At 50.5% G+C, this 25,594-nt stretch carries 17 protein-coding genes and 1 tRNA gene; 12 read left to right on the forward strand and 6 right to left on the reverse strand.

What is annotated here, in order from left to right; all coding sequences use genetic code 11:
- Nucleotides 1–40: 40 nt before the first annotated feature.
- The 7 genes from purF to QMG16_RS05270 all read left to right on the forward strand — a co-directional run bounded on the left by purF (nt 41) and on the right by QMG16_RS05270 (nt 14,430).
- The gene (gene purF / locus QMG16_RS05240; protein ID WP_281792734.1) at nt 41–1,504 is read left to right on the forward strand and encodes an amidophosphoribosyltransferase; all 1,464 of its coding nucleotides are present in this window, start codon (nt 41–43) and stop codon (nt 1,502–1,504) included.
- A gap of 214 nt (nt 1,505–1,718) precedes the next feature.
- Nucleotides 1,719–2,738 carry a KpsF/GutQ family sugar-phosphate isomerase gene (locus QMG16_RS05245; RefSeq protein WP_373878711.1) on the forward strand — a complete coding sequence of 340 codons (1,020 nt, stop codon included), beginning with the start codon at nt 1,719–1,721 and terminating at the stop codon, nt 2,736–2,738.
- Nucleotides 2,739–3,268: 530 nt separating this feature from the next.
- A complete protein-coding gene (locus tag QMG16_RS05250) occupies nt 3,269–6,964 on the forward strand; it encodes a CHASE domain-containing protein (protein ID WP_281792737.1) in 3,696 nt (1,231 codons plus the stop codon).
- 60 nt (nt 6,965–7,024) lie between these two features.
- Entirely contained in the window at nt 7,025–8,500 is a 1,476-nt protein-coding gene (locus tag QMG16_RS05255) for a response regulator (RefSeq protein ID WP_281792738.1), read from the forward strand.
- 122 nt (nt 8,501–8,622) lie between these two features.
- The gene (locus QMG16_RS05260) at nt 8,623–10,188 is read left to right on the forward strand and encodes a coiled-coil domain-containing protein (protein WP_281792739.1); all 1,566 of its coding nucleotides are present in this window, start codon (nt 8,623–8,625) and stop codon (nt 10,186–10,188) included.
- Between the two features lie 8 nt (nt 10,189–10,196).
- Nucleotides 10,197–11,435, forward strand: coding sequence for a coiled-coil domain-containing protein (locus QMG16_RS05265; protein ID WP_281792740.1), 1,239 nt, complete (start codon nt 10,197–10,199; stop codon nt 11,433–11,435).
- 352 nt (nt 11,436–11,787) lie between these two features.
- Complete coding sequence (locus tag QMG16_RS05270) at nt 11,788–14,430, forward strand: ATP-binding protein (protein ID WP_281792741.1); 2,643 nt, start codon at nt 11,788–11,790, stop codon at nt 14,428–14,430.
- A gap of 93 nt (nt 14,431–14,523) precedes the next feature.
- On the opposite strand, the gene tsaA is transcribed toward QMG16_RS05270, so the two are convergent.
- On the reverse strand, nt 14,524–15,030 hold the full coding sequence (tsaA, locus tag QMG16_RS05275; protein ID WP_281792742.1) for a tRNA (N6-threonylcarbamoyladenosine(37)-N6)-methyltransferase TrmO: 507 nt from the start codon (nt 15,028–15,030) through the stop codon (nt 14,524–14,526).
- Nucleotides 15,031–15,171: 141 nt separating this feature from the next.
- Between tsaA and QMG16_RS05280 the strand changes: the two genes are divergently transcribed.
- Nucleotides 15,172–17,007, forward strand: coding sequence for a M48 family metallopeptidase (locus QMG16_RS05280; protein WP_281792743.1), 1,836 nt, complete (start codon nt 15,172–15,174; stop codon nt 17,005–17,007).
- A 113-nt stretch (nt 17,008–17,120) separates the two neighbouring features.
- On the opposite strand, the gene QMG16_RS05285 is transcribed toward QMG16_RS05280, so the two are convergent.
- The 3 genes from QMG16_RS05285 to QMG16_RS05295 all read right to left on the reverse strand — a co-directional run bounded on the left by QMG16_RS05285 (nt 17,121) and on the right by QMG16_RS05295 (nt 19,023).
- A complete protein-coding gene (locus tag QMG16_RS05285; RefSeq protein WP_281792745.1) occupies nt 17,121–18,350 on the reverse strand; it encodes a DUF2333 family protein in 1,230 nt (409 codons plus the stop codon).
- A gap of 40 nt (nt 18,351–18,390) precedes the next feature.
- Nucleotides 18,391–18,774 carry a 6-carboxytetrahydropterin synthase QueD gene (gene queD, locus QMG16_RS05290; RefSeq protein WP_281792747.1) on the reverse strand — a complete coding sequence of 128 codons (384 nt, stop codon included), beginning with the start codon at nt 18,772–18,774 and terminating at the stop codon, nt 18,391–18,393.
- Nucleotides 18,775–18,855: 81 nt separating this feature from the next.
- On the reverse strand, nt 18,856–19,023 hold the full coding sequence (locus tag QMG16_RS05295; protein WP_281792749.1) for a hypothetical protein: 168 nt from the start codon (nt 19,021–19,023) through the stop codon (nt 18,856–18,858).
- Between the two features lie 220 nt (nt 19,024–19,243).
- Here QMG16_RS05295 and QMG16_RS05300 point away from each other — a divergent pair.
- Together QMG16_RS05300 and QMG16_RS05305 are read left to right on the forward strand one after the other, a co-directional pair.
- Nucleotides 19,244–19,320, forward strand: a tRNA-Met gene (locus QMG16_RS05300).
- Nucleotides 19,321–19,493: 173 nt separating this feature from the next.
- Nucleotides 19,494–19,781: an integration host factor subunit alpha gene (locus tag QMG16_RS05305; protein WP_281792751.1), complete on the forward strand. Its 288-nt coding sequence runs from the start codon at nt 19,494–19,496 to the stop codon at nt 19,779–19,781.
- A gap of 216 nt (nt 19,782–19,997) precedes the next feature.
- On the opposite strand, the gene dnaA is transcribed toward QMG16_RS05305, so the two are convergent.
- Complete coding sequence (gene dnaA / locus QMG16_RS05310; RefSeq protein WP_281792753.1) at nt 19,998–21,353, reverse strand: chromosomal replication initiator protein DnaA; 1,356 nt, start codon at nt 21,351–21,353, stop codon at nt 19,998–20,000.
- Nucleotides 21,354–22,222: 869 nt separating this feature from the next.
- Here dnaA and QMG16_RS05315 point away from each other — a divergent pair.
- Nucleotides 22,223–22,867 (forward strand): HD domain-containing protein, encoded by a 645-nt coding sequence (locus QMG16_RS05315; protein ID WP_281792755.1) that lies wholly within the window; start codon nt 22,223–22,225, stop codon nt 22,865–22,867.
- Nucleotides 22,809–23,744, forward strand: coding sequence for a D-alanine--D-alanine ligase family protein (locus QMG16_RS05320; RefSeq protein ID WP_281792757.1), 936 nt, complete (start codon nt 22,809–22,811; stop codon nt 23,742–23,744). Before QMG16_RS05315 ends, QMG16_RS05320 begins: the two co-directional genes overlap by 59 nt.
- 83 nt (nt 23,745–23,827) lie before the next feature.
- On the opposite strand, the gene QMG16_RS05325 is transcribed toward QMG16_RS05320, so the two are convergent.
- Nucleotides 23,828–25,423 (reverse strand): bifunctional aminoglycoside phosphotransferase/ATP-binding protein, encoded by a 1,596-nt coding sequence (locus QMG16_RS05325; RefSeq protein ID WP_281792759.1) that lies wholly within the window; start codon nt 25,421–25,423, stop codon nt 23,828–23,830.
- Nucleotides 25,424–25,594: the final 171 nt, after the last annotated feature.

Here is a 25,594-nt window from a genome sequence, read left to right on the forward strand (position 1 = left end):
AACGGATGGTTTCAATTTTTTAACGGAGGCGTTATCAACGATGACCGACTACCCGACTCTCATCACTCACAATTCATCTCCCATCAGCCGGCTCTACACTCCCTCAAAGCGTGAAGAATGCGGAATTTTTGGTGTTTTTGGAAACAACGATGCTGCAAAATTGAGTTACTTCGGACTTTACGCACTGCAGCACCGGGGCCAGGAGAGTGCCGGAATCGCTGTTTCGGACGGCTGTCAGGTCCGCGAATACAAACATATGGGTCTGGTCCACGATGTCTTTAAAGAAGATACATTGAAGAGCCTCAAGGGACACCTGGCCATCGGCCACGTCCGCTATTCCACTACGGGCGCCTCCCTTCTGGCCAATGCACAGCCCTTCGTCGTCTTTCACGGCAATGAATATTACGGCATCGCCCATAACGGCAATATTGTGAACGCCATCCAACTGCGCCGGGAATTGGAGCGGGATGGCGCCATCTTTCAGTCCACCATGGACACCGAAATCATCATGCACCTCATGGCCAGGAACCTCAAATACGGCATCGAAGAAGCTCTTGTCGAGGCCTTGAAAAGTGTGAAAGGCGCCTACTCTCTGGTCATGTGCACCAGAGATAAACTCATCGCCATTCGCGACCCCCGGGGATTCCGCCCCCTGTGCCTGGGGGAAGTGAACGGCAGTTACGTTCTCGCCTCCGAAACCTGTGCCTTCGATCTCATCGAAGCCACTTATATCCGGGACATCGAACCGGGAGAAATTCTCATCATCGACAGGAACGGGCTCCGCTCCCTCAAGCCTTTTCCACAGGTTCCACCGGCTTACTGTATTTTTGAGTTCGTTTACTTTGCACGGCCCGACAGCAACATCTTCGGCCAAAACGTATACCTTTGCCGAAAAAGGTTGGGGCATCTTCTGGCCCAAGAAAACTGTCCCATTTCGGCGGACTACATCATGCCTTTCCCGGATTCCGGGAACTACGCCGCCATCGGATTTGCCGAAGCCTCCAAAATCCCCCTGGAAATGGGAATCATTCGAAACCACTACGTGGGACGAACCTTTATCCAGCCGAGCCAGGCCATGCGGGATTTTGGAGTGCGCATCAAACTGAATCCCGTCAAGGAACTCCTCCACGGAAAACGGGTCGTTCTGGTGGAAGATTCCATCATCCGCGGAACCACCACCCGTACACGCATCAATGCGCTTCGCCAGGCCGGTGCCAGGGAAGTACACATGGTGGTCAGTTGCCCCCCTCACCGATTCCCCTGCCCTTACGGCATCGATTTTTCAACAAAAGGGGAACTCATTGCAGCATCCCACACCGTGGACGAGATCCGGCAGTTCATCGGACTGGACTCCCTCAACTATCTGAGCCTGGATGGGCTTTTGGAAGGCGCCAGGGCGACCAGCAGCAATCACTCCTTCTGCCTGGCCTGTTTTACGGGAGATTATTCCATACCTGTCGAAGAACCGGTCCGCAAAGACTGCTTCGAGCAGCAGCGTTCCTGATTTTTCTGCCTCCGGCATGTCACTATACTCTACACGGATGAAATTGAACTTTTTGATCATGACGTAGAAGTCAAGATTTCGATCGTTCGCAGTAGATAAGGTCCAAGTGAAAGGAAAACGATTGAAAAAAGGCGGTTCGTTACCCATTCCTGATATGGAGGGAGCGGAGGATCATCTTGAAGTCGGCTCGCTCCCGAGCAAGTCCCTCCCCGGCATGTGCAACGGGCAAGATGTTGTTCAGATTGCAAGGGAGGTTCTTCGCATTGAAGCGGAGGGCATCCTTCATCTTTTGGAGCACTTCGATGAAAAGTTCGCCCTGGCCGTGCAGTGGATTTATGAAGCACGCGGCCGGGTCATTGTAACGGGGATCGGCAAGTCGGGTATCGTGGGCCGCAAGATTGTCGCCACACTGAGCAGCACCGGTACCCCCGCTCTCTTCATCCATCCCGTGGAAGCCATGCACGGGGATCTCGGAATGGTGCGTGCTGAAGACATTGTGCTGGCCCTTTCCAACAGCGGAGAAACCGACGAGCTGAATATCATTCTTCCCAGCCTTCGAAACATTGGAACGCGGGTGATCGCTTTCACCGGCAACCTTTCTTCAACGCTCGCCGGATACAGCGATCTTGCCATTTATACGGGCGTTCTCCGTGAAGCCTGCCCCCTGGGGCTGGCGCCAACGGCAAGCACAACGGCTCAACTCGCCATGGGCGATGCCTTGGCGGTCGCTCTCATCCGGGTTCGCAACTTTCAGGTTCAGGATTTTCGCCGCTTCCATCCGGGTGGTCATCTCGGGGAGCGCCTTCAGGTCCCCCTCTATGAAGTCATGCGCCAGGGGGGTGAAATCCCCATGGTACGCGAAACGGCCCATGTTCCCGAAGCGCTGAGGGAAATGAGCGACAAAGGACTCGGGGCGACCCTCATTGTAAGCAGCACGGGCAAACTCCTGGGAATTTTCACTGATGGTGATCTACGCCGAAGCCTCAACACATACACTGATCTCAGCAAAAAAACGATTCAAGAGATCATGACCCCCAACCCCCGATCCATTTCGGCAGATCATTCCGTGGCGGATGCGCTGGAAATGATGGAACAGCATCTAATCACCGTCATGCCTGTCGTAGACTCCGAAGGGGGTCTGCAGGGGATCCTGCATTTGCACGATCTCCTTGGAAAAGGCAGAATTCGTTTCACGCGGCAGTCGGAACAACGAGGAAATGCTGAAGTCCTTTAAAGCAAAAGGACACAAACAATCAATCTTTCCTATTTTCGCGTCTCTCCCTTGCATCCACTTTGCAAACGAAATATGAAGAAAAAAGCCTCTCATCCCCTCATCAACCCTCAGAAGAATAAATTTACCCATAAGGGCTCAACTATTTACAATCACCTGCCGATTGTTATCGTGGCTGACCTGTCTCTCTCCCCTGACCGGCACACGGAATGCCGCAGGTGAAGGCAATCACCATGGACCTCGAGGAAGGCAGACAAATGTTCTGTCAGAACCTTGGAGTCCAACATGCAATGGTTATTGAATTCATGCAGAACTTTTTTAAAACAGTCCCCCTTCAAAGGGGGACTGAAGGGGATATTTTTCGAGCTTTACCCTCCCTGCCACCATCGAGGGGGAAATCAATTTAAGTAGTTTGTTTTGTTAAAAAATTTTGTCCGGGTGCTTAATTGAAGATTGGTCATAATTGGAATAGGTGAATAAGCCGACCGATTCACCCATTCAGCAATCTTGGTGCTTCGCAGTAGAACGACCTCATGAGACATACCTTTGAACGCACAAGGAACACACGTATCAAACTATGGATCCCCTTGCTGGCGGCGGCTGCGCTGCTGGCAGGGCTTGGCCGGTTCTGCGCCGAATGGCGCGCCGGGAATGCGGATGCCGATTTGCGTGCTCGACTGCTCCGGCAAGTGGTACAAATTTCCCGCGCCATCAACCCCGACCTGGCGAGAAAGCTCACCTTCACGGAGGCGGACAAAGGTTCACCGGCATATGAGCGCCTCCGCGAGCAGATGACCGCCTATGGGCGCTTGATTCCCCAGCGCGGCATCTACAGCATGGCCCTGCGCAATGGCGCCCTGCTCTTCGGGCCCGAGAACTACGCCGGTGACGATCCCATGGCGAGCTCGCCGGGGACTGTACATCAGAAACCGGCACCGGAGAACTATGAGGTATTCGCCAAAGGCAAGCCGGTGACGATAGGACCTATGACGGACGAATTCGGGACCTTCGTCTCGGCCCTGGCCCCCGTCTTCGACCCGCGCACCGGCGAGGTGCTCATGGTGGTCGGTATGGATATCCCGGCCGATGACTGGCAGGCTGCCGTCAACGCTGCCCGCCGGGGCCCGGAGCTGATCACTTTTCTCATCCTTTTGCTGATTCTGCTCGTCGCGGGAGGCATCTACTGGCGCAACCGGCTTATCATGGCGCATGCTCTGCCGCTCAGGCACATGGAGACCGTTTTGATCGGCGTGCTCGGTCTCACCCTGACGGCCGTGACAACATGCCTGCTGCGCGAGGCGGAGCAACGGGAACAGGCGAGGATTTTTGTCGAATATAGCGATTCCAGGATGGAGGCGATTCAGAGCGTGTTCCGTGGAATCCGGGAGGACCTTGCGTCCATCGCGCGTTTTTGCGAAGCCAGCCAACACATAGACAGACAGGAGTTCGCCACTTTCGCTGAGCCCCTGGCAAGGTCATCGACCGTCGAGGGATACCAATGGGTTGCTCTCGTGCCGGAGAAAGAGAGGGCGCGGTTCGAGGCCGAAGTCCAGAGCGAGGAGTTCGTGGATTTCCCGATCTGGGAAAAGACGGCGCAGGGGGATCAGTGCCGGCCTTTGAGACGCACAGTCTACTTCCCTGTCCGTTATGTGGTGCCCTGGATCGATAACAAAAAGGATGTGGGATTTGACATGGGGTCGGAACCGCTGCATCGGGCGGCGATCGATAAAGCCGTTGCCACGGGCCTGCCGACGGCTGTAAATCCCATCTCCATGCTCCCCGACGGCGTTGAAGGGCCCGGCATGCTCGTCATGCAGCCCGTTTTCGCCCAGGAGACTCACTCCGGCAAAGCTCGAAACGGTGCTGGACCGGGGCGGCCTCTTCGCGGTTTCGCCGCGGGGATTCTGCGTCTGCAAGACATTCTCAAAGTTGAGTTGACGCGGTTCGCCGCGGAAGTATCCTTCATGGATGTGTGCCTGTTGGACTTGATGGGCCCGCAGGGGCCTACGCTTCTGGCCACTTACCCGTATGAACGCGCTAGCAACCGTCCTGCCATCGTGGACGAGGATTATCTCCACCGATCCCCTCTTACCCAAATATTTCCAGTATTCGCGTTCGGCCGCGCATTCGCGCTTGTCTACCACCCGACTTCCGAGTTTTACGCCTTGCATCCCCTGAGGCAGGGCTGGATGGGCGGATGTGCAGGACTGTTCATGACTATTGTACTCACATTGTTCGTCGGCTTCCTGCGCAATCGCCAGGCGTATCTGGAATCCCAGGTGAAGGCGCGCACCGCAGAGGTCGATGAGCGTGAAAAACAGTTCCGGGACCTGTTTGAAAACGCCTTAAGCGGTATAGCCCTCTGCGAGATCGTTCCAGACGAACACGGGAACCCCGTGGACTACATTTACCTTCATGCCAACGCGGCGTTTGAAAAGCACACTGGGCTGCGCGTTGCGGATATCCTGGGCAAACGGGCCACGCAGGTTCGCCCCGGCATCGAGAACACGGGCCTTCTCCAAATGTTTGGCAAAGTTGCCATGGGCGGAGAAGCCGTCGCTTTTGAACTGTTTCTTGAACCGGCGCAGCGCTACTACAGCATCAACGCGTATCCCATGGGTGAGGGCCGGTTTGCCTTTGTCCTTTTCAATATAACCGAGCGCAAACGGGCCGAAGAAGCTGTACTGGAACTGGCGGGTCGCCTTCAGCATTACCTGTCTATCAGCCCGATTATCACCTACGCCCTCAAAATAGAGGGCGATGGCATACAGTCCACATGGGTTAGCGAAAACATCCAGGAGATACTGGGGTATACAGTGGAAGAAGCTCTGGAGCCAGGCTGGTGGGCCATGCATCTGCATCCTGGAGACCGTGAAGAGGTTTTGAAAAACACGACCCACTTGTTTGAAAAGGGAAACCTTACCCACGAATACCGTTTTCTTCGCAAGGACGGCAGCATACTCTGGATAAACGACCAACTTCAGATCACGAAGGATAATAGCGGTGACGCCAAGGAAGTTGTAGGCGCATGGACCGATATCACTGCACAAAAAGAGGCGGAAGCGGAGTTCAAGAAACTAGAGGCGCAGTTTCACCAAGCCCAGAAAATGGAGGCTGTAGGAAGGCTTGCAGGCGGTGTGGCCCACGACTTCAACAACATGCTCGGGGTGATCCAGGGATATACCGAATTGGCATTGATGGAACTGACCGGGCAAGACTCGGTCCGTAACCATCTGGAAGAAGTAATGTCCGCCGCGAACCGTTCTGCCGACCTTGTGCGCCATTTGCTGGCCTTCGCCCGCAGGCAAACGGTCAGCCCCGTGGTACTCAACCTGAACGACACTCTCTCGGGGATGCTCAAGATGTTCCGTCGGATTATTGGTGAGGACATCGAACTGGCGTGGATACCGGGCCATGAACTCTGGGAAGTCAAGATCGATCCCTCCCAGATCGACCAGATCCTGGCCAACCTGGTGGTCAACGCCCGCGATGCCATTGCCGGGGCGGGGAAAATCACCATCGAGACGGACAATGTGAAGCTCGATCCGGCTTATTGCGCCGTCCATGCGGAATGCATTCCCGGAGAGTATGTGCGGCTGGCGGTGAGCGACGACGGCTGCGGCATGGAGAGGGAGATGCTGACCAAAATTTTCGAGCCCTTTTTCACCACCAAGGAACTGGGCAAGGGGACCGGTTTGGGTCTTTCGACCGTGTTCGGAATCGTCAAGCAGAACGGCGGCTGCATCAACGTTTACAGCGAGCCCGAAAAAGGGACGACTTTCAAGATTTACCTGCCCCGGTTCAAGGCCGGGCGCATTGATGCCGCGGTGGAAAGCGAGGCGGCAGCGCCGCATAGAGGCACGGAAACCGTGCTCCTCGTGGAGGACGAAAAGGCGATGCTGGAGCTCGCCAAGGAGATGCTCCAACGGCTGGGGTATGCGGTGCTTTGCGCCGGAACCCCGCAAACTGCGATGCGCCTCCTAGCCGGGGAATACTCGGGACCCGTTCATCTCCTGATCACGGACGTGGTGATGCCGGAAATGAATGGACGGGAATTGGCAAAGAAGCTCAAGCCGATTCAACCGAACATGAAGGTTCTGTACATGTCGGGCTACACGGCCGATGTGATCGCCCACCGGGGCGTCCTGGAAAAAGGTGTGAACTTCATCCAGAAGCCATTTTCAATGAAGTCCCTGGCGGAAAAAGTCCGCAAGGCGCTGGAAGATTAGCGCCTGCGGGTCCAGCAAGGTATCCATTTCGGTTCAGGGAAGATTCACAAGGAGCAATCGATGAACTCATCCGTCACACACATTCTCGTCGTGGACGACGAGGAAAAATACCGGAAAATGTTGCAGCTCATGCTCGAAAAGATTGGCTACAAATGTGAATTGGCTGCGAATGCATCTGAAGCCTTGGACAAGATCAGGAACACGGAATTCGATATGGTGATTTCCGACATAAGGATGCCGGGCAAGGATGGTATTGAATTGATGCGAGAAGCTTTGAAGATATCCCCCGATCTCAAATTCATCATCATTACAGGCCATGCTGCCGATTACTCCTACAGCGACATCATTGCCGGTGGCGCCACGGATTTCATCAGCAAGCCTTTTGAAATGGGAAAGCTCAAAGCAAAAATAGAGCGGATCGAAAGAGAGCGGAACATCTTGCAGCAGCTGCAGCAGGCCAACGAAAAATTGTCTGAGGAAACAAGGGTCAGCACATTGTTTGCCGAACTCTCCAGGCAGCTCATCTCTTCCGATTCCATCGATGAGACCGGTCGGCTGGTGCTGGATTATGCCAAACGCCTGACGGAGAGTTCCATCGGCTACACGGGGTACATCGATCAGAAGACGGGATACCTGATGACTCCTTCCATGAGCGAAGAGGCGTACAAAGGATGCCGGGCGGGGGAAAAAGATTCCAACATTTTGAAACATTTCAAAAAATCAAGCGAATGCGTCTTGCAGGAAGGAAAAACCATCCTGGTGAATACCCCTCATGAAGCCCCCCACGCCACTGGTGTCTCTTCGGAAGATTTCTCCACCCACAGGTTTCTTTCGGCTCCGGCAATGCTGAATGGAAGGCTGCTGGGTCAGGTGGCCGTGGCCGATTCGAGACGAGACTATGAAGAAAGGGACCTCGCGATGATTGAACGGCTCGCCGCCCTTTATGCGCTGGCCATTCAACGCATATCGTTGGAAAAGGAACTCAAGAAGACAACGGAATATCTCGAGGATGTATTTGACAACTCTGTTGCCGCCATTGGGATTGTCGACCGCCACGGACGGTCGGTAAAATGGAATAAATCCGCAACGGCCCTCTTTGGCTATACTCTCGATGAATTGAAAGAAAAGCGGGTTTTTGAACTCTACCCCGATAAGGATGCTCTTGAAGTGATGCTGACCCGCTTACGGCAAGAGGGGCACGTGAGCCGCTATGAAATCGACTTGAAGCGAAAAGACGGGACCATTGCCCCCTTTGAAGTGAGCATCAGCCTCCTGAAAGACGAAAGCAACATCACCACGGGCAGTCTTTGTGTGGCGATGGACCTGAGCGATTTAAAGAGAGCGATGAATGAAATCCGGACGGCGAATGTTCTGCTCGAGAAGGAAATTTCCATGCGCAAACAAATCGAAGAGGAACTTCGCGAGGCTCGGGATCAGCTCGAAAAACTGCTGGAGGAGCGTACGGCCAAACTTTTCATGGCTGGTGATATTCTGAAGCGCAGCATTGGCAGAATCAGGGACATTACCGAAGGATAATCAGATGTAGATGCACAGGCTACCTTGGAGTTTTTCATTAACCATTTATCTTAAGGTTGGAGAAATGGAAGAGATCCGTGATCCCAATACAATCTTTACGAAAAAAGAGAGAGGGACTCGATATGGCGGAAAAGCGGAAGCTGAGATGGTTCGATCATCTCATAAAGCGATGGCGCGGGGCGGAACTACCGGTTGAAACAGCCCGGCAGCAAATCAAAAAGCCATCCTCGGCAGAAGCAAAAAATAGTTCCGACATGCTCACGGCGTCTCCTGATGTTGTCTCGCCCAAGACTTCAGCGATTGCGGAAAAGCTTACTAAACTCAAGAACGCCCTCGAATTTGAACCTGAAGTGATCACCCGCCTCGAAGAAGTACATTCTTCCCAGGAACTGCTCCTGTATATGCATGAGGTTTTACTCTTCAAGTTTCTCGGCATACGGGAGACCGGTCTCCTAAGTCAGGCATCCTCTCAAGCGATCGATACGCTCAAGACAAAACTGAATGCCATGCTGGCAAATCCAGAGCCTTCCGAATCCGAAGGGAAAAGCCTGGATGCCAAGAAACTTTTCAATGAGAACAAAAACTTGAAAAAACAAATTCAAGCCCTCCATTCCCGGTATGTGAAGAGCGGCGTTATCTCCGAGAGGGAGTTGGAGCTCGAACAGGAATGTGATTACTTGAAAAAGCGCGTAGCGCAGTTCAAGTCGTATTTGCAGGCTTACAAAAAGAGCAGGGAGCAGCTGGCGGCGGCACAGGAAAAAATCCGGAGCTTGTGGGCAAAAAATAGCCTCCTCACGTCCAAGGTGGAACACCAGAGAGGGTTGCTGGCGTCCATTACCGCAAACCAACCCGAACAACAGGAATTCATCTCGAAGATCAAAACGCTCGACGATGAAAACGAACAGCTAAAAGCGGCCATTGAAAGACAATCCAGCCTGCTCGACAAATTCTACGAGCAACTTCAGGACGATTCACCTGCCAAGGGGTTGGTCAAGGGATTGATGGATGAGCGCGTGCGCCTGATGAACGAGCTGAACGATAACGTGTCCCGGCTGGAAGTCCTGGAAATGGAAAGACCCCCGAAGAGCCTGCAGGAAAGTTATGAAACATTGGAGGATGAAAACATTCATTTGAAGAGCCTTGTCGCGGCGAAGGGGTCTGTTTCTGAATGGATGGAAGCGGGGAATCCGGGTGCGTCCGATCAGAAAGCGCTCACCGAGCTTTTGAAGAAGGAAAACGAAGAATTGAAACATCTGTTGCGGGTCAAGAAAGAACAGGTCAAAGTCCTTTCCACAAGCACCTCCAATCGTCCTATGATGAGGGTGATCATGAAGCTGAAGGGGGAAAATGCGCAGTTGAAGAAGGAGAGCGGATACAAGGATGAAATCGTACGCCGCCTTGAACAGGAACGGGACGAACTCAAGGGGCAGATTTCCGACAGTGCGGCATTGGCCCGGCACGCAAGGCAAATGAAAACCGAGCTGGAATATTTTCAAAAGCTTGTCAATTCCCTTAGACCGTTAGAAGTTCAATACAAGTCCCTGAAAAAGGAATACTCGGCTGTTTCCAGCAAATATGAAGCCCTGCTTGTTGAAAACCGCGAGGTGAACCAGAAGCTGAACAGGCTGCGTGCTGAACACACCCTCCTGATCAACGAATATGAGAACCTTTTTGGTAAGTCTCTATGAGAATGACTATGTTCAATAAGGAAAACAAGAAGTTGATTTCCAGGTTGGTGAATCTTCTGGAACGTTGTTTCTTTAGCGATGGAAGCCCCCGCAAAATCAAGGAAGGTTGCCCGGAAGTACAAGACCTTCGTAACCAAAACGACGAACTGAATGAGCGGATAGAAAATTTACACACGAAGTACATGCAGGCAAATCTGCAGCCCGATAGGGAACTTTCGTTCAAGACCGAAATCGGACTTCTTAAAGAGAAGCTCAGAGAAGCAAGATTGAAATTAGCCCTGACTGAAAAGAAACTGAAAGTTTTGATGCCTTATCAGGAAATGGTTCAAAGTCTGAAACTAAAGAACGGTTCACTCGTTTCAAAGATCGAGCACCAGGCCAGACTGATTCGATCATTAATAGAAAATGATTCAAAGCAGCAAAAGTTTCTTTCCACCATAGAAAAGCTGGTCGAAGAGAACCGCAAACTCAAGACCGAGCTCCGACAGAAATCCCAATTGCTCGGCCAACTCCAGAAATATCTCCCGCCCACTTCTTTGGATGTCGTCCAGAAACTGGTTGAAAAAAACGCACGTCTTCATGCTTTCATCGAAGAAAAAGATGCCCAACTGGAAGGCATGATAACTCCTGCCGACTGTGAAAACGACCTGATGGAGTCTTTTGAGAGACTGAGCGAAGAAAACATCCGCCTTCATAAAATGAAAGAAGCGAAGCAGTGCCTGGGTGACTTCATTGAGAAAAAGGGGAAAGGGGACCCAAACCAGGTCATTGAAGCTCTCAAGATGGAAAATCAACTTCTGGAACTCACGCACAACACCAGGGAAGAAGAAATCGAGTACTTCGCTGCTGAACCTTCGCTTAGACCACTGATCAGAGCTCAGATAAAAAAAAGGAATGAATACAAGCAGATTTTCATGGAAAACCGGATCCAGGATCAGTTCTCTCGTTACCAGCAAGACGAGAAAAAGTGTCTTCAGGCACAAGCCCGCGAAAAAACGGCACTTATCAGAGAAAATCACGATCTGAAAGCGGAACTTGACACTCGTGAGAGGCGTTGGACTGATTTACTGAGAAGAGCCGAGTCACAATGTAAGGCTTTGAACAACGAGAAAAATCAAATCTGGTCCAAGTACCAGGATGCACTCGCAGTTAACCATGACCTGCACTGGAAACTGACGGAAATGAGAAACGAGTATGATTCACTCAAAAGAGCGGTCGAAAAGGTTTTTATTCCTACCCTGAAATGACTGTTTGAATGCATGGGGATAGGTTGCCTGAGAGTTACACGGGAGGCAAAAGCTCACCTGAAACGCCCTTTATTCAAGAGAGTACAGGTCGGCGGGCAAATTTCATTTCGGTAATCAATGACTCGCCTGTTGTGTTCAGCAATTCTCATTTTGGATGTCTCTCATGATACTGGCATTTCCGACATCCCCCCGATCCCCCTTCAAAGGGGGATTTTATCTTAAAAATTCTCCCTTGAGGGGGGCAGGGGGGGGGTAGGTTTTTCAAAATGAGAATTGCTGTATTGTGTTTCGTCATTTTTTGGATTGAGTGCTACATTTGGAGACACCCGGCAAACAGACATAAGGATAAGCCATGAAACGGTTTGCTTTTGGAAGCTTACGTATACGGCTGATTTTTCTCGTTCTCTTTGCCGTTCTCCCGGCACTGGGACTCATGCTTGATCTTGGCATGGAACAACGCAGCCCGAGCATTTCTCTTGCTCAGGAACGCGCGCTGGAACTGGCCCGGAGCATATCGGACGTCCAAAGGCGCCTGATTGCGGATACGCGGCAGATTCTTTTTACCCTCTCGCAGCTGCCCGAAGTCCGGCAGCACAATCCAGTTGCCTGTTCAGCAGTGTGTGCCAATCTGCTGAAAGAATCGGAAGGCTACACAGGTTTTGCGGTCGCCAAACCCGATGGCGATGTATTCGCCAGTGCTCCTCCCCTTGCTCAACCGGTCAACCTTGCCGATCGCCCGTGGTTCCAACGCCTCGTGCAATCCCGCGGTTTCGTTGTCGGTGAATATCAAAAGGGTCGTATCTCCGACAAGGCCACCATTGTCCTCACCCATCCCGTCCTAGATGATACCGGCCGGCTGAAAGCCATCGTCGGCGCTGGATTGGATCTGAATTGGCTCAGCCGGTTCATCGCCGAAAGCAGCCTTCCTGCCGACACGAAATTCACCATAGTTGACCGCAATGGCACCATCCTGGTCCGCTATCCTGATCAGAAGGAATTTGTCGGCAGATCCATGCCAGAAACGTCCCTTGTCAAGGCCGTTTTGGCCGAAGGCGAGGGAGTGATGGAAGCTCCCGGCCTGGATGGCATACCGTGTTTCTATGGATTCACATCGCTTGCTTTTGGATCAGGCAGCGTACATGTGGTCGTCGGCTTCCCCGAACAGCTCGCCTTTGCCGAGGGCCAACAAGAACTGATTTTCAATCTCGCTTTATTGGGAACGGTCGCACTATTGGCCCTTGTGGCGGCATGGTTCGGTGGGGACCTTTTCATTGTGCGACAGGTGAGTGCGTTGCTTGTCGCAGCAAAGGGGCTCGCAGACGGCAATCTTACCGTCCGCACCGGGGTCTCCTACGGACGAGGGGAGCTCGGTCAACTGGCGCGCGCCTTCGATCAAATAGCAGAGTCGCTTGAATTTCACAAGGCTGAACGCAGGAAGTCGGAAGAAATATATCGGAGCGTGGTGGACAACATCACCATGGGGGTGTCGCTTATCAGCATCAAAATGGAAATCCTCGCCATCAACAATCAGATGAGGCAATGGTATCCCGGGCTGGATCCCACAACCCGGCCTCTTTGCTATCAGGCTTACAACGACCCGCTCAGAGAAGGCGTCTGCTCTTATTGCCCTACCGCTCAGACTATAAGAGACGGCTTAGTCCATGAAGCTATTACAGAAACGCCACGAGGTAATCAGATCATGCGCTACAAAATCATCTCTTCTCCTATCAAGGATCAGGCAGGCAACGTGTTGGCCGCTATAGAGGTGGTTGAAGATGTTACCGAGCGCATGCTGGCGCAGGAGGAAAAGGTCAAACTTGAAACCCAGCTTCGCCAGGCACAGAAAATGGAGGCCATTGGTACACTGGCCGGAGGAATCGCCCACGACTTCAACAACATTCTTGGAATCATAAGTGGATACACGGATCTAACCATGCTCGACATGCTCGAGGGGAGTCGAGAGATGGAACAACTCGAATGCATCCGCAAAGCCGTCTATCGGGCGAAAGAATTGGTACAGCAAATTCTTACTTTCAGTCGTCAAAGGGAAGAAGAACTGATACCACTGAGGGTCAGCTCCCTTGTCAAGGAAGCCTTGAAAATGCTTCGAGCCACACTCCCTTCAATCATTGACATTCGTTGGAATATACAAGCTTCGGAAAGCGAGGATTTGATCCTCGGTTACCCGAGCCAGATTCACCAGGTTTTGATGAACCTCTGTACCAATGCGAGCCATGCCATTGGGGATCAGGCAGGCATTATCGATGTGAATCTGTCCAGGATTCAGTGGGAACAGGAAGATTCGGCCAGGCCTTTAGAACTGAACCAGGGCTATTACCTGGAACTGACGGTAAGCGATACTGGCTGTGGAATAGATCCGAAGATCATGGACCGGATCTTCGAACCCTATTTCACCACCAAAGAAGCAGGTGTGGGAACCGGTATGGGCCTTGCCGTGGTTCACGGCATCGTCAAAAATCATGGGGGGGCCATTACCGTTGAAAGCGAACCGGGGAAAGGAAGCAGCTTCCATGTGTTTTTTCCCGCCTTGAAAGACAAAGGGAAACATGATGGAGAAATGCCCCTTGAACCAATTCCTACAGGAAAAGAATGTATTCTGCTTGTAGACGATGAAGCGGCGTTGGGGCAGGTCGCGGAAAAGATGCTGAAACACCTTGGGTACGAGGTTGTCAACAGGACGAGCAGCATTGAAGCGCTGGAAGCTTTTCGTGCCAATCCGGGCAGGTTCGATTTGGTCCTTACCGACCGGACAATGCCGCAGATGACGGGCATGGTGCTCGCCAGGGAAATCTTGAAGATCCGCCCGGATATCCCCATTATACTTTGCACCGGATTCAGCGATACCCTCACTCAGGGGAAAGCGGCAGCCTCAGGCATACGGGAGATTGTCCTCAAGCCTTTTCTTCTGAACGATATGGCCAGGGCTGTCCGTCACGTTTTGGACCAGTGCAAAAAGACTAAATCAACTCTGTAGCACTTGGCCGTTTTTTGCTTTCGCGATGTGCACCCTACAAAAGAAAATTTCTTACTGTGTGTGGTAATGTATCTTTTCTCAGCTCATTATCGCTCAAAGTAATGAACTACCTTTCTTCTCTTCGAATCGATCATCTGCACGGATTTCCTTCAAATTTTGAGCTTTTCCGGTAATCCACCCCTGTGTTTGAGTTTGCCTCACGTCAAATTCCATAACATAGGGTTTGACGTCCAGAAGTGGAGTTCCGTCCACTATATCCACATCCATCACATGCAGCAGGTTTCCCTCGACACCCATCAGCCTGACCACCGACAGTCCTATGGGATTGGGCCGACGCGGCGCTCGCGTGGAAAAGAGCCCATGGAGCTGATTGTCCAGGAAAGGCTTCACCAAAAGATCATAACTTTCCGATAGGTGAAAATGATATAAAAGAATGAGGTGGGAGAAGCCTTCAATATCCCTGAGCCCAGCCCTATATTTTTCATCCAGCTCGATTGTTCCTGGTATGCCACTTGCCGCCGCGGGTTGAATAGGTGTCCCCTTGACACTATTGAACGGGGACCGGATAATTCCAATGGGAGAAAAGATTATTTTTTTCATTTGCTGAATTTCCTTTGCACGCTTGAGAGAAATCATTAAAGCCTGTCCTGGAACCTTTCATCTTAAAGGGGTGAGGAAGTTTTTGGGACACGTTCTCAATAACCGATATAAGTAACCAATGACCCCCAGGACAACGACCTCATGTACAGCCAGCTCATCTATTTCATCATTGCCTTGATGCTTTTCACCATCCAGCAACCGGGCAATCAACCCTATCTTCCGCCTGCGCCGACCTTCCTGGCGGGAATAGGCATCTTTCTCGTCTACGTAATGATTTGCCGCACCGCCTTCCGTCGGCTTCAATACGCCATGTGGCAAAACATCCCCACATCGGTTCTGACTCACCGGCAACATCAGCTGGAGGCGCGTCTTTCCATCCTGGCGCTTGTGCTGCTCATCTTCTTTGTTTACATGCTGAACATCAAGTTCTATTTTCGGGCTCTGCCAGGTTTTGATACATCGCTGGCACTTTCAGGAACCCTCGGTTTGATTCTTTACCTGGTACACCTGGCAGTCATATGGTTTTTCAGCTATCCGATTTACAAGCATATTCACCATTCGGACATAGGAATTGCAGGATTTTTAAAAGGACATCTTTCTTTCAACTCCGCCATACTTGTCCCCTGGCTCTTCCTTTCATTGATTCTGGACCTCATGGAGGCCATCCAGGGACCGGCTCTGTTGAAATCGGAAGTAGGGCAGTTCATTTCACTGGGGTTTGTTCTGCTCTGCTTCATTCTTTTCGGACCTTTCGTGGTGGTCCGCCTCTGGGGGTGCACCCCACTACCCGAAACATCCACTCGAAAAGAACTGCAAGACTTCATCGATAAAAATCATTTCAGAATCGGCAATTTTGTTCAATGGCCTCTTTTCGGAGGTGAAATGCTCACGGCAGGCATCATGGGTATACTTCCCGGATGGCGCTATATCCTTATCACCCAAGGCCTTCTCTCCCTGCTTACCGTCGATGAATTGAAAGCCGTCGTGGCTCATGAAATGGGACACGTCCGCCGCTTTCATCTTCTTTTCTACCTCTGCTTTTTCATCTGCTACTCCGTTTTGACTTACTCTTTGAACGACGTCATTCTTCTTCTGCTCCTTCAAAATGGAACACTCCTGGAGTGGGCCCTAACCCCGGACAACATGCATCTCACACTCTTTTCCATCGTTTACAGTATTCCACTGGTTCTCCTTCTGGTCATCTATTTTCGATATATTTTCGGCTTTTTTCTTAGAAACAGCGAACGCCAGGCAGATATTTACGCCATGCAGTTGATCGGGCACCCCTATACCCTCATCTCAGCCTTTGAGAAAATAGCGTATTACAGCGGTCAGATCCGGGACCTTCCCAGTTGGCACCATTACAGTATTCGCCAGCGCATCGATTTCCTCCTGAATTCCTACGAAGATGCATCTCTTGTCAGAAGACATCACAAAAAGCTTTACGGCACGGCAGTGGTCTTTCTCTTTTTGGTGGCGAGCTTGATTTTTTGGACGGAACGCATTGAAAGCACTTCACTGGTGAAAAACTGGAACACGGAATTGCAGCTCAACATGATCAAGGATGAAATCAGGCGAAAACCGGACAACCCGGAACTCCTCGCAGCCTATGGCGGACTGCTCCTGGAAAAGGGCCGATTCGAAGAGGCAAAACTCTCACTCGAAAAAGCCCTGGAGATGGAACCGAATGATGCGACAACGATGAACAATTTGGCCTGGCTTTACGTCACAGCCCCCCCACCGCATTTCCAACCTCGAAAGGCCCTTGAGTTGGCCCTTGCAGCAAAAGCGCTGGACCCCGCACCTCAAGTGCTGGACACGCTGGCTGAGGCATATTTTGCCAACGGTCGTTATCGGGAGGCCTTGCAGGCTATCGAGAGCGCTATCGAAAAGCACCCCAAAAACGAAGCATATTTCCTGGGGCAGCAGCTGAAATTTCAGGATGCGTTGCAAAAAAGCCTTGAAAGAAGAGATTGAGAGGCGGGTTTAAAAGGCGCAAAATATAAAAGAGGCCATGACTCTATTCCCTTGTTCCCACGCTTCTGCGTGGGAACAAGGATTTATAGTCGTGGAATCACAATTTTCAGCATTTAGAACTGTGTGAGAACCCCCATCATATGAGTGGCCTCGCTCAAGGGGGCATTGATATTCGCACGATGGTTGGCAAAAAAGCCATCCAGGTCGGAATCAAGAACGATCCAAGGACTCATCTCTTCGACCCGATACAGCTCATGAATGATTTCGTCCATTACATCGAGGCCATAAAGTGTGGATGCCAACTGGTTCTGAAATCCGACACGAGAGACGCGCAAAATTTCATAAAAGACATGTGAAACCCCCTTGGCATAATAAAAATAATCGTCTGCCTTGAAGAAACTTACGGGAGAAACAATGAGAGTCTTATTCACATTGCCGAGAAGATCTTTATAGGTCGCAAGCAACGAAATAATCGTATCCTTGCGATAGTAGAAGCTGCGCTTTCCCGTCTTGAGTTTTACCAGGAAGTTCTTCAGGTGATCCACGGCTTCGCTGTAAGAACTTTCGGCTGAGGGAAACCAGAAGCTGGTCGCGCGATTCATGAAAAGGTTGAGAGCCTGTTCCAGGTCCGGATCATAAGCGTCGGCATCCCCCATGCGAGTCAAACTGTCCTTGAGACGGAGTGTCGTGAACCGCATCGCCTCCAACACTCCCAATTGATATTGGTTGATGTCATCCGTAAATTGACCAATGAAAATATCATTGGGACGCCATCCCCAAAAACGTCCGTTCAATTCATGTTCCATGAGATTGATCATCGTTTCGACAAAAGTAACGCCGGGAATGGGGGAAATCTCAGGAAGCCGGGGTCCATGTTCGGCATGTTCAGCCACAACCGGTTCAGGCTTGGGGGTGCGTTCCTCTTCTCTTTTCAGGGTATCGAGCTCGCTTGGAGTATGACCAGGCACCATAGGAGCAGCAGGTTGGACTTGAGATTCCTGATGTAATTCCTGCTTGGGAGTCGGTGCGTTTGCGGCATGCGACTCTTCCCCTGTCGGATTGACCGCCGCGTAGGCCACACCTTTGTTCGAAATGGAGGCCAACAGAAATTCCCCTTGCTGTGGCAGGGACGCAAAAAAACCTTGCGCCTCTTTTCCCATAGATTGGTTTTCGCCATTCCCCTCTTGCTGTGCATCTACTCCCTGTTGCCGACCTCCCCAGCCACAGGCAACACCGCCGAACACCACGAACAAGACCAACAAATGAACCAACCAAAGATGCCTACACCTCAGTAGTCCCAATCGCCTCCGAAGGCCACCTGCCCGCTCATCCAGAACGCCCATTATACCCACTCCTTTTCTATTTTCCGTCAGTCGCTTCAGTTTACTCAGACATGTAAGTTGCGCAAGCGTCGGCAGATTCCCAAGCCGATACCCTGTAAAGCCAACGCTTCTCATTATCCAGCTTTTCAGAAAGTTGTTCAAATAGATAACGGGCAATATTTTCGGAAGATGGATTACGTTCTTTAAAGAAGGGAAGATCATTTAAGTAAAGATGGTCCAGCGAAGAGAGAATTTCACGTGTAGCTTGCTTCACTTCGCCAAAATCCACCAGAACCCCACATTCTTCAAGCTCAACGCCACGCAGGACGACTTCCACTTTCCAATTATGGCCATGAAGATTTTCACACTTGCCGCGAAAGTTTCTCAACTGATGAGCCGCAGCAAAATCAGTTATGATCTTGACTTCATAAGTCCCTTTTTTCAAAACAGATTCTCCTTGTGAATCTCTTTGTTTTCATGGACAAACTTTTCCTGCGTGGCCGTTTCCGGTTTGCAAGCAACTCCCTTAGTACTGAAAATTGTAAATACGTGGCCACTTCTTTGTAGGAACAGCTTCCAGCCGTGACAGCAACCGGCAACCGCACACCTTGTCGCGGCAGGATGCCGCTCCTACGAAAACGTAGGGGTAAACGGCTGCGTAATTACGAAGACCAGTACTCAGTCCGAAAGTCATTTGAATCCGGTTCATTCAGTCAGATGGGGAATCCTGAAGTTCTTCCGATCCCAAAAACAGCAAAAAGCCCTTTCCTTCAATGAGTTACCCACATTTAACTGAAAGGTATTTTTTTGTCAATTGTAATCCCTCGGATCAATACGAGAGGTTTTATGCAGAAAAATGTTGATTTTGCTATTGACTGAGATCGATTTTTCTTTTACATATCTCCCTGCTCAGAGGCGGTGTAGCTCAGGTGGTCAGAGCATACGGCTCATATCCGTAGTGTCCGGGGTTCGAAGCCCTGCACCGCCACCAAACGAAATCAATCGGGGTCTCCATGCCGGGCGTGGAGCCCCATTTTTTTATTGCAATATGGCCTATTATTCTTTAATATTTATATACTTAATGCTGGAAAGCTCGAACAATATGTATATTTCAAGACGTTTCATTCTTCATGATTCGGCAACACGGAAAGAAAGGGATACAAAATGACACTAACGAAAGCGCATATAGTCGAAAACTTGTTCGCAAAAAATATTTTTACCAAGACCGAATCGGCTCAAATTATTGAAACGCTTTTTGAAATCGTCAAGCAAACCCTTGAGTCCGGTGAGGATGTCCTCATCAGCGGCTTCGGTAAGTTCAGCGTAAAAGAAAAAAACCAGCGTCGCGGCCGAAATCCCCAGACAGGAGATCCCATCATGCTTTCGCCTCGTAAAGTCGTTACCTTCAAATGCTCTGGAGTTTTACGCGAAAGAATCAATGCAGGAAAATGATGGAGGGTGTTCCGCTATCCATGAAGTGCCCGGTGATGAAGGCAAAGCCATGCTTGCGGCAAGGTTTGTTCCTCTATAATGTACAAATATTCATGTTCTTGTTTTTTGCGTTCTTCCGGCAAGTTTTTTCACTTCGACTGTCGAGCCCCTCATAATGATGCAGGGGCTTTTTTGTTATGAGGAACCAAGTTTTTCAATCCTGTCAAAGAATCTTCCTTAAACGGTGAGGCAGCTCGTTTCTAGGCGCCTGCTGATATATTCCACCTGGCGTTTCATCTTATTGTTTTTCTCTTCAATCTGTTTACTCAATCCGTTCACTGCGTACAGAACCGAACTATGACTCCGGTTGAACGATTTTCCAATGGCAACCAGAGACTCGGTCGTATACTGCCGACTCAGGTACATTCCAATCTTCCTCGCCATAGCGATTTCTTTTTTCCGTATTGAAGATTTCAATTCTTCCATGGAGATCTGAAAGCTCGCACAGATGATTTTCTGAATGTGCTCCACGGTGATCTTGGGCAGATGGTTCAGCATGGTCTGTGTGACTTCCTGAGCCAACTGCATCGAAATCGGGATGCCCAAGATATTACTTTTGGCCATCATGCCCACGAGGCAGCTTTCAATCTGGCGAATGTCTCCACTGATTCGCTCTGCCAAAAACTCGACAACCTCCATGGGGAGACGAACATTCTCCGTCTTCGCTTTACGCTTGATGATCTCGATCCTGGTCCTGAAATCGGGATGTTCGATAGGAGTCATAAGGATTCCACTCAATCGGGACTGAAGCTCTATGCTCAGTTTGGGAATATCCTTGGGGTAGGCGTTACCCGTACAAAGGACCTTCTTTCCCCTGTCCATCAGTTCGTCCAAGGTATAGACCAGTTCGCTCTGAACCTTTTCCTTCCCGCTCAGGAACTCAACCTTTTCCAGCAGAAGAACATCGCATCCTTTACGGAACTTGTTCTTGAAGGCTTCAATACTGCCGTGCTTGAGGGAAAAAATCATTTCATTGGCAAACTGCTCGGCCGTCACATACTGCACACGGAGGTCCGGCTTTTGCTGAAGGAATAAATTGCCCACCGCATGAGACAGATGACTCTTTCCCAAGCCGGTGTCCGCCAAAAGATAAAGAGATTGATGGTACTGCTGCCGGCTGGTGGCCATCGCCATGGAGGCCGCATAAGCAAAATGATTGCAGTTGCCCACTACAAACTGGTCGAAAGTGAAGCGGGGATTAAAGGCGGGACCCGAACGCTTGATCAAGTCATGAAAGGAGATCTGTTTGGGTCCATCCTTTTCTTCCTCGATTTTCTCCAATTCCAGCTGGTTTTCCCGAACAATCTGATATTCCAGTCTTCGAACCTGGGGTAACTGCTTTTCAGCGATCTCGAGGAGTTTTCTTTCAAGCTTTTCGCGCACCCATTCTATGTGGAATCGATTTCGACATCCCAGGACCAAACAGCCCCCTTCGATGCTCAGGGGATCGATGGTAGACACCCAGAGATCGTATTGACCTTTTGAAAGGGTCTTCTGGATTTTCTTTTTAATCTCTTGCCACTCTTGGACCATAATGAATTGAATTCCCTTCTCTCTCCGAGAAAAATGAAAGAGATGTCTAAAAGGTTTTCCGCAAATTCTGTTCTGTTCGTCCACACAATAGAGAATCGAAGGCAAAAGAACACCCTCAGAGAGCACTCTTTATGTTCTCTATACCTTAAAGGAAGGACTTAACAGTTTTAACCAATTGAATTTGAAGCAGAAATAGTTGAGGCTGTCGTAAATCCCAAATGAAAGTCTTTTATCCACTTCCGAAAGTCACGCGTGTTACATAACCAAGAATTTGAATCCGGTCAAAGTTGATCTGACGAGTTTGAAGGAAGATCGAAGAAGGAGACTTAATTCCAAAAATTCACCACAATGAATGGATGTTAGACTCTAAAATGTCATAAGGTATTGAGAGTAGAGTGCTTTTTTTTGATCTGATTTACTTTTTATTTTCATGGACTTATATTCTCTTGCGCTTAATGTTCTCCAAAATGGGATATCTCAAACTTCTGTTTTCTTCGCTTTTCTCATAAAATCATCCCAAGGGCTTCCCAAATCCTGGAAGATGAAGATAAGTATCTTGAATTGGGTGGGCTTTTCCATATTCGCCTTCCACCAATATTTTTTTCTCCCTGAATCCTTGCCGACACTGTGCGCGATCTTCATATGAAAAAGGCTCATGGTTCATGATAACATCGCTTTTCAAGAGCGTTTCCCGCTTCCCCTATTGCCCGGCATCTCTTTGCCTTTTTTTCATTTTTCGTTATGACCGTTCCGGCCATAGGAAGTTAATTTACATTTTTTCATTCTTTCTCTTGCCAGGTATCTTTTCTTTGAAATATCCTTATGCAGGTTTGGATGAAAAAGTTCACCCTGGAAAGCGAAGGATTACAATGTACACGCTAGCAACCCCAACGCGCGATCAGTGCTTCAGGCTCATAAGACAGATCGGCATGCCTCCTCATATTCAGAGACACAGTTTGATGGTCGCTGAAATTTCTTTGTACCTGGGTCGTCTGTTGAAGGTCCAAAACCCCGGTCTGGACCTCGACCTGCTGCAGGCATCCGCCCTATTGCACGATATCGCCAAGGCTCCCAGCCTCGTTACCGGTGAAAGTCACAGCGAACTGGGGGCCAAGATGCTCGATGACCTGGGATATATGCAGATTTCGCCCATTGTGAAAGAACATGCCAGCATGGAGGCGGATCGCCTCATAGGCCCCATAACCGAATCATTGATCGTAAATTATTCCGACAAACGGGTAAAACATGATCAGATCGTCTCACTGGAAGACCGGTTTTGCGATCTGATGGACCGTTACGGGAAAACACAGGAACACAAGGATCGAATCTGGAGCAAGCTTGGACTCTATTTGGCGTTGGAGAAAAAGATTTTCGCACAACTCCCCATAGACCCTGGGGGGAGAGAGTTGATGAGCCTTTCTCCACAAAATCATGCAGGGATTGAATCGGAGCATTATGACTGGGAAAAAATTGAAAGTGGCGTTATTGGCCGGTGGCAAATCCGCCGAGCGTGAGGTTTCCCTAAAGAGCGGAGAACAGGTTTTTCAAGCACTCGATAAGGATCGTTATGATATTTCCCGCTACGATCCCCGAGACGACTTGCCGCGCCTTGCCCAAGATGCCGGAAGCATTGATGTCGCGCTCATCATTTTGCATGGAAGACTGGGTGAAGATGGAACGATACAGGGGTTTCTCGAATCCCTCGGCGTCCCCTATCAGGGCAGTGGTGTTCTTGGAAGTGCCGTCGCCATCAATAAAATATTGAGCAAAGAGCTTTACGGGCAGGCCGGGCTACCGACCGCTCCATACGCCATATTGGACAGGAACCACCCGGAAAACATTGAAGATGTGTTGAACCGCCTGGGGCTCCCTCTGGTCATAAAACCGGAGCATGAGGGGTCTAGCATCGGTTTGAGCATTGTCAGGACGGAAGACCAGCTGCCCAAAGCATTGCAGGATGCATGGGGTTACGATCGTCGTTGTCTGGTCGAAAAATTTATCCGGGGAATCGAAGTAACGGGTGGCGTTCTCGGGAACGATGAACTTCAGGCCCTTCCTTTGATCGAAATCATTCCCGGAGAAGGGTATGAGTTTTTCGATTATAAAGCCAAATATACTCCCGGAGCATCCAGGGAAATCTGCCCGGCCCGCATATCTCCGGAACTCACTGCCAGAGCGCAGGAACTAGCCAAACGCGCCCACCGGGCTCTCTTCTGCAGAGGATACAGCAGAACCGACATGATCATCGACGGCGAGGAGATCTATATCCTCGAAACCAATACCATTCCGGGCATGACCCAAACCAGCCTGTTCCCACAGGCGGCAGCCGTTGCGGGCATTTCTTTTTCCAACCTGCTTGACAAACTGATTGAATTGGCGCTGGAGAAGTAGCTTTTAGGATCTGGATTTTGGAATCCTGAACCGTTCAGCGGATTCCAGCAAATTTCCACCTGTTTTTTTTTTCGAAAAGCGAGTCACAAGATGTTGTTCACCTGAAGGCACTTGAGCTCATAGGCCTTGGAGAGAACCGACATGAAGGTCTCGAAAAAGGGAGCCTCCGTCCGAACCTGTATAAGGCTCTCCGGAGGTGCTTCCTCCAGCGGTTCAAAGCTTGCAACCATTTCCGGGAGATGCTGCAGACGGGCATCGGACAGTCCCGGACGCGATTCGCGGCCTTTCAATCTTTCCCGCATCGTCTCCTCACTACACGTACATTCTATGAAGAGGACGTTGGTGTCGAGATCCGCAGCCAGCTGCTTGACATCTTCTCTCCATTTACGATGCGAATAGGAAGCATCGAGGATGACGGAATGTCCCTTCTTGAGCTCTTCCTGGGCTCTGAAAAGCATTTTCGCATAAATCCTCTGACGTAGCTCGGGCCGATAGGCTCCCTGGGCAAACGGTACAACTTCCGCCTTAGGGAGATGCTCCACGCCTTCTTCTTTCCGAATGCGATCCGACTGGAAAACCGCAATCTCCAGCGCCTTCGAAACCTGCAAGGCCAGAGACGATTTCCCCGTCGCGGGAAGGCCGCAAAAGACCCATAGAGTCGGACGACTGAAGCGGATGGCGTAACGATAGGCCAGGTTCAGGTAGGCATCCGCCTGTTTCAACGCCGCTGCATGTTTTTCCGATCTTTCTCCCCTGGAGGGGAGGCCAAGACAGGCAACTTTCAGCTTTACGACGGCACGGTAGGCTGCATAAAAATCAAGGAGCGCATAAAGGCCGGGATCATTGGCCTCCTTGGCATAGGCAGCCAGAAAAATCCGGCTCATTTCCGGATGACCGAGATTCTCCATGTCCATGTATAGAAAAGCCAGGTCACAAACGACATCTCCATATCGAAAGCGATCGTTGAATTCAATGCAATCTATGATTTGAATGCCATCGGAAAAATAGATGTGTTCAGCGCGCAAGTCCCCGTGACCGTCGCGAATGCGCCCCTCACGCACACGCCCAGAGAAAAGGTCCGCCCAATTCTCGAAAAAAGCACGGCTGGCCTGTCGGATGAACTCCCAGGGCTCCCGTTGGATCACATCATCAACGTAGGGTTCGATCTGCCGGAAATTTTCTTCCATATTGATGGCGATCACTTCCGTATGGCCAAAATGATCTATCGTGACATTCCGATCACATCGGTCGTAAAATTCCGCAAGGTGGCGCCCCAACCTTTCCATTTCCTCCGGATGAACCAACCCCTTTTGCAGAAGCATGTGCAGATTGTCATCGTCTTGAAGCTGCTTCATTTTGACAGCATATTCCACCGTCTTTCCATCTCCCCCCAAGGAAATCCGGCCCTGCGGATCCTCGCGGATCGGAACCACCCCTTCATAAACGCCACGGCTGAGTCGCTGATTGAGAATCACTTCCTGATGGCAGAAATGTCGACGGGCATCGAGGGTCCGAAAATCCAGAAAACCGAAATCCACCGGTTTTTTCAGCTTATAGACCCATGGTCCTGTCAGGAACACTGCAGATATATGAGTATCTCGACGCTCCAGGCAGGAAACCGGATGCGGATAGAGTGCAGGATCTGCCATTGCCTGGCAGAGTCTTTCAAAATGCTGCATTGCCTCCATAAGGGCTCACCCCGGGTGCGGATTCAAAAATATGGGCAAACTCGGGAACGCTTAAGACGAGACATATTCAAAACCGGTGAGTAGAATACAACAACACGCCAAATAGAGTAGGATCTTAGAGAAGTTCAGATGGAGAATTGGAACGAGGCGTCCCGAATTTCA

It is taken from the genome of Desulforhabdus amnigena (genome assembly GCF_027925305.1).
In the GTDB taxonomy this organism is placed as follows: Bacteria; Desulfobacterota; Syntrophobacteria; order Syntrophobacterales; family Syntrophobacteraceae; genus Desulforhabdus; species Desulforhabdus amnigena.

Coding starts and splice junctions, on each gene's coding strand:
- QMG16_RS05265 (WP_281792740.1), top strand. CDS start 10,197: ATGTTCAATAAGGAAAACAAGAAGTTGATTTCCAGGTTGGTGAATCTT.
- tsaA (WP_281792742.1), bottom strand. CDS start 15,030: ATGAAAAAAATAATCTTTTCTCCCATTGGAATTATCCGGTCCCCGTTC.
- QMG16_RS05260 (WP_281792739.1), top strand. CDS start 8,623: ATGGCGGAAAAGCGGAAGCTGAGATGGTTCGATCATCTCATAAAGCGA.
- QMG16_RS05285 (WP_281792745.1), bottom strand. CDS start 18,350: ATGGGCGTTCTGGATGAGCGGGCAGGTGGCCTTCGGAGGCGATTGGGA.
- QMG16_RS05255 (WP_281792738.1), top strand. CDS start 7,025: ATGAACTCATCCGTCACACACATTCTCGTCGTGGACGACGAGGAAAAA.
- QMG16_RS05280 (WP_281792743.1), top strand. CDS start 15,172: ATGTACAGCCAGCTCATCTATTTCATCATTGCCTTGATGCTTTTCACC.
- QMG16_RS05325 (WP_281792759.1), bottom strand. CDS start 25,423: ATGCAGCATTTTGAAAGACTCTGCCAGGCAATGGCAGATCCTGCACTC.
- QMG16_RS05270 (WP_281792741.1), top strand. CDS start 11,788: ATGAAACGGTTTGCTTTTGGAAGCTTACGTATACGGCTGATTTTTCTC.
- purF (WP_281792734.1), top strand. CDS start 41: ATGACCGACTACCCGACTCTCATCACTCACAATTCATCTCCCATCAGC.
- dnaA (WP_281792753.1), bottom strand. CDS start 21,353: ATGGTCCAAGAGTGGCAAGAGATTAAAAAGAAAATCCAGAAGACCCTT.
- QMG16_RS05295 (WP_281792749.1), bottom strand. CDS start 19,023: ATGACTTTCGGACTGAGTACTGGTCTTCGTAATTACGCAGCCGTTTAC.
- QMG16_RS05305 (WP_281792751.1), top strand. CDS start 19,494: ATGACACTAACGAAAGCGCATATAGTCGAAAACTTGTTCGCAAAAAAT.
- QMG16_RS05315 (WP_281792755.1), top strand. CDS start 22,223: ATGTACACGCTAGCAACCCCAACGCGCGATCAGTGCTTCAGGCTCATA.
- QMG16_RS05245 (WP_373878711.1), top strand. CDS start 1,719: ATGTGCAACGGGCAAGATGTTGTTCAGATTGCAAGGGAGGTTCTTCGC.
- QMG16_RS05320 (WP_281792757.1), top strand. CDS start 22,809: ATGACTGGGAAAAAATTGAAAGTGGCGTTATTGGCCGGTGGCAAATCC.
- QMG16_RS05250 (WP_281792737.1), top strand. CDS start 3,269: ATGAGACATACCTTTGAACGCACAAGGAACACACGTATCAAACTATGG.